The 6392-nt window shown below is 69.1% G+C and carries 4 protein-coding genes and 1 pseudogene; 4 read left to right on the plus strand and 1 reads right to left on the minus strand.

Annotated features, from left to right (window positions below):
• A pseudogene (locus tag B4U45_RS11650) lies at positions 1 to 848 on the minus strand (PE family protein); the annotation flags it as partial.
• A gap of 359 nt (positions 849 to 1207) precedes the next feature.
• Here B4U45_RS11650 and B4U45_RS11660 point away from each other — a divergent pair.
• The 4 genes from B4U45_RS11660 (at position 1208) to B4U45_RS11675 (ending at position 6356) form a co-directional block, all read left to right on the plus strand.
• Positions 1208 to 2770: a proton-conducting transporter transmembrane domain-containing protein gene (locus tag B4U45_RS11660; RefSeq protein ID WP_075549040.1), complete on the plus strand. Its 1563-nt coding sequence runs from the start codon at positions 1208 to 1210 to the stop codon at positions 2768 to 2770.
• A complete protein-coding gene (locus B4U45_RS11665; RefSeq protein WP_075549041.1) occupies positions 2767 to 5373 on the plus strand; it encodes a DUF2309 domain-containing protein in 2607 nt (868 codons plus the stop codon). Before B4U45_RS11660 ends, B4U45_RS11665 begins: the two co-directional genes overlap by 4 nt.
• Positions 5355 to 5678 (plus strand): P-II family nitrogen regulator, encoded by a 324-nt coding sequence (locus B4U45_RS11670; RefSeq protein WP_075549042.1) that lies wholly within the window; start codon positions 5355 to 5357, stop codon positions 5676 to 5678. The genes B4U45_RS11665 and B4U45_RS11670 overlap by 19 nt, the downstream gene beginning before the upstream one ends.
• A 63-nt stretch (positions 5679 to 5741) precedes the next feature.
• Positions 5742 to 6356, plus strand: a complete 615-nt coding sequence (locus tag B4U45_RS11675) for a carbonic anhydrase (RefSeq protein WP_075549043.1) — start codon at positions 5742 to 5744, stop codon at positions 6354 to 6356.
• The last annotated feature ends 36 nt before the right edge of the window (positions 6357 to 6392 follow it).

Below are 6392 nucleotides of genomic sequence, written 5' to 3' on the forward strand. Positions count from 1 at the left end.
GCCCGCGCCCAGTACTCCATTACCGCCGGCCCCGCCGAACCCACCGGTGAGGGTGCCCACCCCGCCGGCGCCGCCGGCGCCGGCTAGAAACACCCCAGCGCCGCCAGCCCCACCGGCCCCGCCGACCCCGCCAGCCACGAACGCGGTCCCGCCCGGGCCACCCGGGCCGCCGGCACCGAACAGCCCGCCAGCCCCGCCGGCACCACCCGCGCCGCCGGTCTTGCCGGCGGCGGTGGTCAACCCACCGGTGCCGCCGGTGCCGCCGTCACCCCACAACAGGCCACCGGCCCCACCGGCCCCACCGGCCCCACCGGAGGCAACGCTTGAGCTCCCACCGGCGCCGCCAGCACCGCCGGTGCCGAACAGCCCCGCGGCGCCACCAACACCGCCCGCCATCCCGGCCGCTCCGGACCCACCGGCCCCGCCGTTGCCCAACAAGAGTCCGCCAGCCCCGCCGGCCGCCCCGGTTCCCGGGGCCCCGTTGGCGCCGTTGCCGATCAACGGCCGACCCAACGCCGACTGGAAGGGCGCATTGACCAGGTTGAGCAGGCTCTGCAGCGGCGAAGCCGCCGCAGACTCCGCAGCCGCATACGTCCCCGCACCCGCACTCAACGCCGCCACAAACTGGTCATGAAACGCCGCGGCCTGCACGCTCAGCGCCTGATAGCCCTGACCATGCCCGGAAACACCGCCGCAATAGCCGCCGACACCTCATCACCGGCCGCCGCCAACACCCCCGTCGTCGCGGCCGCCGCAGCCACGTTGGCGCTGCCCAGCGTCGCGCCGAGGCCAGTCAAATCCGCGGCCGCCGACGCCATCAGATCCGGAGCCGCAATCACAAGCGACACGTGCCACCTCCCACGAGTCATCACGACGATGGCGGCCCTGACAATCGCTCGTTCACCGTCGGCCAATCGACAGGACTACATCGTCGCGCGGCAGGGCGCGATGTCTCAGGGTTTCCGAGCGATCGTCTCGAGTTTTCTACGCTGCCGCCACACAGACCGCGGTCGGATCATCACCGCGTCGCCCGCCGCGGCCGTTGTCGCAGGAGCGGGCGCCATTGATGCTCGACCCAAACGGCTCTGCCTCCGAGGTCTAGATCATGAAATATATTTCGTGATGTTTGACAGATGTATTAAATATCGCGTAGTTTGCTTCGCATGAACTCCAGACCTACCGCTGCCAGCACTGGCGGTGATGGCCGGTGAACGCCGTCCTCGTCGGTGCCTTGACGTTGCCCCTGCTTGCATCGCTGAGCGCGCTCCTGGCCGGTTCGCGGCATCCACGCCTCGTCGGCCAATTGGGCGCCGCAGCCGCCGGTGCGGGCTTGGTTTCCGCATTGCTGATAGCGCTGCACGTAGCGGTCGACGGCCCCCTCTCGGCCACCCTGCGGTCAGCGGGCGGCACCCTGATCGCCGAGCTGGGAGCCAACCGGCTCAGCGCGCTGCTGTTGGTGTTGGTGTACGGAGTGAGCACGGTCGTACAGGTTTTCGCACTGCGCTACCTCGCCTGCGATCGCCGATCGGGGTGGTTCACCGCCGGTACCGGCATGCTCACCACGGCCTCCGCCGGCCTCATGACCTCTGGAACCCTGATCGGTCTGGCCGTCTCGTGGACCGTGGCCGGCATCGCGCTGTGCCTGCTGCAGGCGACTTACTGGGAGCTGCCCGCCGCCCGCGACGGCGTGCTGCGGACGGCGACAGCGTTCCTGCTGGGCGATCTGGCGCTGTGGTCGGCGGTCGGCTTGATCACCATGCAATGGGGCAACGTCAGCCTGTTCGACCTCGGGCCCAACCCATTCGAGGGCCGGTCACCGGCCTTGTGGGCGGCAGCCGGTCTGATCGTGGTGGCTGCTCTGTCGCGCTCGGCGCAGCTTCCCTTTCATCGCTGGCTGCCGGCCACCCTGGCCGCGCCCACGCCCGTCTCGGCGCTGCTCCACGCCGGCGTCGTCAACGCCGGCGGTGTGCTGCTGGTGCGGTTGAGCCCAATCGTCAGCGGATCGGCCATGGCCATGGGCCTGGCCTTCACCGCCGGAACGCTCAGCGTGCTCTACGGCGGCGTCGTGATGCTCACCAAATCCGACATCAAGGGCTCGCTGGTGTATTCGACGATGGCCCAGATGGGCTTCATGATCTTGACCTGCGGCCTGGGCCTGTCCGCCGCCGCGGTATTCCACCTGGTGGGCCACGGCTTCTACAAAGCCACCCTGTTCCTGTCGTCCGGCTCGGCGATAGCCAAGCGGCGCCAAAAGGCCGCTCGGCCACCGGCGCCGACGCCGACCCGGGCCCGCTGGGCAGCGATCCATGCCGCGGCACTGCTGCTGCCGGCCGCCGCGCTGTATGCGGCCAGCAGCATCGTGCGACTGCAGCACGTCGAGCACGGCTCGGCGCGGGTGCTGCTGGTCTTCACCTGGGCGACGGCCGCGGCAGCGTTGACGGGCTGGTTGGCGAGGAGCCCGGGCGCACGGGCTGCTCTCATCGGGGCCGTCGCGCTGCTCGTGGCTGCCATCGGATACGTCGCACTGGTCGGCGCGGTAACCGGATTCCTGGCGCCCGATCTGCCCGCGGTCACCGTACCGTCCGCGTCGTCTGCGGGCATCGTCGCAGTCGCGGTCATCCTTGCGGCACTGACCCTGCTGCCCCGGGCCCCGGCCAACGGCTGGTTCGGTCGGCTGCAGCGCACCCTGTACGCGAAAGCGCTTGTCGCCGGCCATGTTCCGGCGACTCGTCCCCAACCGAACACGCAACTGACAGGAGCCCTCCAGTGACCATCGCGGCTGACAACGTCTCGACCGAAACCCGGCGCGCGCAGTTACGCAGCGACGTGAACCTGGCCGCCCGTGTGATACCCACCCACTACCCGCTGGAGACCTTTATCGCGGTCAACCCGCTGGCCGGGTTGGAGTCGATGCCCTTCGAGCAGGCGGTCCGACGGGCCGGCGACCTCTACGGCAGCGCCGGCGTGCTGGACGAGACGACGTTCCGCGGCCTGTACCGCAGCGGACGGATCACCGACGCCGATCTCGAGTCGACGCTGCGGCTGCGCTACCCCACCTTGCTGGACGGCGAGCCCGTCCGGATGGGAACCCGCGTGATGACACCTTCGCAACTGCTGCGCGGCGACCTGCTGCACGGCAGTTTGGCTCCGAAGCCGTTACGCCGCAACCTGACTCGGAGTGAGCAAGTGGCACCGCAGGTAGCCGGGCAGGTCGACGCCCAAGCCACCAAATGGTGTGCGGCGTTCTTCGGATCACCGGCAGCGGGCTGGCCGATGCCCGACCACCACTTGGGCTTCTACCGCGCCTGGCGGACACTGGCCCCCGGCGACCACAAGCTGAGCCGCCGGGCGCGAGCGTCGCTGCGCAAGGCGCCCACCCGGGCCGACGACGCCGCGCTGCAAGCCCTGGACCAGCTGGGCGTGGCCGACGACGACCGGATTACCTACTTGCAAGCCCACTTGACGCGGCTTCCGGGCTGGGCCGCCCACGTCCGCTGGTCTGCCGAACGCGTCACCGGTGTGGACCTACTGGACTACCTCGCAATGCGGCTGACGTACGAAGCAGTATTGCTGTCCCACAACACGTTCAACGCGCCGGACGAGCCGGTGGCGGCCACCCGGCCGCGCCTATCCTCAGCCCGCGAACGAGCCGCCGCGCTGGCCCGAGCATGGGGGCTCGACGAGGTAAGCGACGCCGACTTAGGTGCTGCTGCAAGGGTTTTGTCGGCATTGCCGGTTACCGCGCGGCAGCTGGTGTGGCAGCAGGCCTACGAGGCCCACTATCGCGACAAACTACTGCGAGGCTTGGCGGAAAACCCCCCGGCACCCGGGAATGGGCGCGCCGCAGCCCAGATCGTGTGCTGCATCGACACCCGATCCGAGGGGCTGCGCCGCCACATCGAATTCCTCGGCGAGTACCAGACTTTCGGATTCGCCGGCTTCTTCGCCGTCGCCATCCGGTTCACCAGCCTGCTGGGTGGATCGCCCAACGACCTGTGCCCGGTGCTGATCCGCCCCGAACATGAAGTCGTCGAACACCCGGTGCCGTCGGCCGCCGGTGCGGCGCAGCGGCTGCGCAACGGCAGCACGATCATGGCCGGCGCCGAAGCGGCATTTCATGCCGCAAAGCAGGCGCTGATCGCCCCGTTCGCCTTGGCCGAGGCGGCCGGTTGGGCGGCCGGTCCGTGGGCCGCGGCCAAAACGCTGAGCCCGATAGGCAGCGGGAAACTACGGAGACGCCTTCGCGACCGGCTGGCGCCCCCGGCTCCTACCGTGCTGTCGATCAACGACACCGTCGCACTGGCCCATCGCGCCCTGTACGCACACGTCGCACTCACCACCATGGGCCTCACGGGAGAATTCGCCCGGCTGGTCGTCCTGTGCGGGCACGGCAGCGTCACCGAGAACAACCCGTTCCAGGCGGCTCTGGACTGTGGGGCCTGCGGCGGACAGGCCGGCGGACCCAACGCCCGTACCGCCGCGGCGATCCTCAACGACGCCGACGTCCGGTCTGAGTTGAGCGCCTCGGGGATCACGATCCCCGACGACACTTGGTTCGTCGCGGCTCAACACGACACCGCCACCGACCTCGTGACGGTGTTGGACCAGCACCTGGTTCCGGATAGTCATCTACCGGACGTGCGCCGGCTCGTCGCGGATCTCCAGCTCGCCGGCGCCGAGCTGGCCGCCGAGCGCTGCTCCGGGCTTCCCGGCGGCCCTGCCGACCCCGACCCGCGGCGCGCCGCTCGCCACGTCGCTCAGCGATCCGTCGACTGGGCGCAGGTCTTTCCCGAGTGGGGCCTGGCGGGCAACGCGGCCTTCGTCGTCGCGCCGCGCGCGCTGACCCGCGGCATCGATCTGCAGCGACGGGTCTTCCTGCACTCCTACGAAGCCGACGTGGACGCCGAGGGCGGCGCGCTGGAGACCATCCTCACCGCACCGATGGTGGTCGCTCAGTGGATCAACTGCCAGTACTACTTCTCCACGGTGGCGCCGGAACTGTTCGGAGCTGGAACCAAGACCATCCACAACGTGGTCGGCGGTGTGGGCGTGCTCGCCGGACACGGCGGCGACCTGCAGTTGGGCCTGCCTCGGCAGTCGCTTACCGACGGCCGGTCCTTCGGGCATGAACCCATGCGCCTGTTGACCGTCGTGCAGGCGCCGCTGCAGCGCATCGACATGGTCGTCGAGCGAAACCCCATCCTGCAGCACTTGTTCGGCAACGACTGGGTGTGCCTGGCCGCCCGGGAAGGCCCCAACGACGACTGGCAGCGCTGGACCCGCGGCGGTTGGCGGCGCTGGGAGACCACAGCAACCGCAGCAAACCACTACCCGACCGACCAGGAGGTAATGCCATGCCAACCAACGGCTTGACCAAGATGACCAAGATCGAAGTGGTCGTGGCCGGAGAACACGCCCCCGCCGTCCGGGAGCAGTTCCACAACGCCGGCGCCACCGGATTCACCAGTGTGTCCGGCGTCTCGGGGCTCGGCCATCACGGCTACCACCAGGGCCGGCTGCTCTTCAACCAGCAGGCCGCGCTCGAGCTGCTGATCACCGTCGTCCCGGACGCCAAATCCGAGGCACTGATCGCCGGACTGCGCCGCCTGCTCGAGGGGTCGCCGGGGGTCATGTTCGTCACCGACACCTACGTCAGCCGACCGGAGTACTTCAGCTAGACCCAACAAGACCCCACCAAGACCCCACAAGACCCCACAAGACCCCACAAGAAAGGAACCATCATGTCCAACCCGTCAATCGCCTGGCAGCGCCTGGAAGCCGGAAACCAACGTTTCTACACCACCCTGCGGTCGAAGCAGAAGGCCGGCGCCAACGACCACTCACCCATCGCAGTGGTCTTCCGCTGCGCAGACGCCGACACGGCGAGCGAGGTGGTGCTCGGTCAAAGCTGGGGCTCACTCATCGACATCAGCACCTGGGGACACGTTATCGACACCGGCGTGCTGGCCACCGTCGAGTACGCGGTCGGCACCCTCAAGACACCGCTGATCGTCATTCTCGGCCATGAACACTGCGCCGCCATGGAGACCGCGCTAGCGGCCTGGAACAACGTCACCATTCCGGAGGGCGCGGCTCGCGCGGTTGTCGAGCAGGCGATATCTTCGCTCGCCCGCCAGGACGCCAACATCAGCAGTGCCGACGAGCTGTCGGCCGCCCACGTGGTGCACACCGGTGTCTCGCTGCTGCACAAGTCGGCGGTGATCGCCAAGGCCGTGGACAGCGGACAGTCGGCGATCGTGTGCTTGGTCAGCAATGCCCAAGACGGCGGGCTGCGCGCCTGCGCGACGTTCGGCGACATCGACGAGAGCGACTCGGCGTTGTTGGAGTGCGTCTAACCCGTGGGGTGCTGGCCCGACCGCGAGTTCGCGGCC

Source organism: Mycobacterium persicum (assembly GCF_002086915.1).
Taxonomy (GTDB): Bacteria; Actinomycetota; Actinomycetes; order Mycobacteriales; family Mycobacteriaceae; genus Mycobacterium; species Mycobacterium persicum.